Genomic DNA, 1,682 nt, shown 5'->3' with positions numbered 1-1,682 from the left:
CCTGCGCGTTTCACTTGGGGCCGTGTCCGGATCATGAGCGGGAACGCGAAAGTGCCTTCTGAACTGGGATGATGAGGCTTGTCTAAGGTCTCTGTCAGCCCAGCAGGAAGGCACTTTCTACGTGCACACTACCGGGTCACGGCCCCGGCTCGTCGTCTCCACCGACGGACGCGGAGTCGTCAACCACGCCGGATCGCGCCTGCTGGCCGATCTCGCCGACGCCACCGGCCTCACGCACGCCTTCGGCGACGCCCTGCGTCGGCTTCGGCCGCGCGGCACCGGCCACGAACCGGGCCGGATCGCCGCCGATCTGGCGGTGATGCTCGCCGACGGCGGCGAGGCGATCGCCGACCTCGCGCTGCTGCGCGACCAGCCCGAAGTCTTCGGATCGGTCGCCTCCACCCCGACCGCGTGGCGACTGCTGGCTGGCATCGACCCCGCCACGCTCGCAGCATTGCGCTCGGCCCGCGCCGCCGCCCGCGAGATCGCCTGGCTGCAGGCCGGCGAGACCCGCGACGGCATCCCCGCTTCTCACGCGGGCGGACGTGAACTGCCAGGCCTGGTCCTCGACATCGACGCCACCCTGGTCACCTGCCATTCCGAGAAGGAGAACGCGGCGCCGACCTACAAGCACGGCTTCGGCTACCACCCGCTGCTGTGCTTCCTCGACAACACCGGCGAGGCCCTGGCAGGTGTGCTGCGGCCGGGCAACGCCGCGGCCAACACCGCCGCCGACCACATCGCCGTGCTCGATGCCGCGCTCGCCCAGATACCCGACGCCCACCGCCACGGCACCGAGATCCTCATCCGCGCCGACAGCGCCGGCTCCGCCAAAGCCTTCCTGGCCCACATCCGAGCCCTGCGCTCCCGCGGGATCCGAGCGACGTTCTCCGTCGGATGGTCCATCACCGAGCCGGTCCGCCGGGCGATCCGCCACCTGCCCGAGCAGGTCTGGCATCCCGCCCTCGAACAGGACGGCTCCCTGCGCGACGGCGCCGAGGTCGCCGAGCTGACCGGCCTGGTCGACCTGCCGGGCCTGCCCGAGGGCACCCGGATCATCGTCCGCCGCGAACGCCCGCACCCCGGCGCCCAGCTCACGCTGTTCGATCTGGACGAGGGCATGCGCCACCAGGTCTTCCTCACCGACACCCCCTACGGCCAGGGCTCCCTGCAACTACTGGAGGTCCGCCACCGCGCGCACGCCCGCATCGAAGATCGGATCCGCTGCGGCAAGACCACCGGATTCGGCCGCTTCCCCTCCCGTCACTTCCAGATCAACGCCGCCTGGCTGGAACTGTCCCTGGCCGCCATAGACCTGCTCGCCTGGACCCAAGTCCTCCTGTTGGAGGGAGAGTTGGCCACATCCGAGCCGAAGAAGCTCCGCTACCGGCTGCTGCACGCCGCCGCCCGCATAACCCGCGGCGCCCGCCGACTACACCTGCGGATCGCCACCACCTGGCCCTGGCGCCACGACCTGGCAACCGCCTTTACACGACTGCAGGCCCTGCCCCGACCCGTCACCTGATTTCCCCGACCGTCCCTGCCCACCCACGAACCGAGGACCTTGGAGACACCGGCCACGCGTCGGGACCTCGGCATGTCCCCACACCCCCACACAGGCACAACGCGTCGCCAGTGCCATCAACCGAGCTCAGCCAGGCCCAACTGAAAGGCGGAGGCTA

1 protein-coding gene is annotated in these 1,682 nt (G+C 70.5%); it reads left to right on the top strand.

The features are described from left to right. Positions 1-121: 121 nt before the first annotated feature. Positions 122-1,525 (top strand): IS1380 family transposase, encoded by a 1,404-nt coding sequence (locus KS423_RS45065; RefSeq protein ID WP_308020329.1) that lies wholly within the window; start codon positions 122-124, stop codon positions 1,523-1,525. The last annotated feature ends 157 nt before the right edge of the window (positions 1,526-1,682 follow it).

Source organism: Streptomyces sp. LS1784, assembly GCF_020103755.1.
Lineage (GTDB): Bacteria > Actinomycetota > Actinomycetes > Streptomycetales > Streptomycetaceae > Kitasatospora.
Note: the sequence above shows the minus strand (reverse complement) of the source record. Positions and strands in the feature narration are given on the sequence as shown.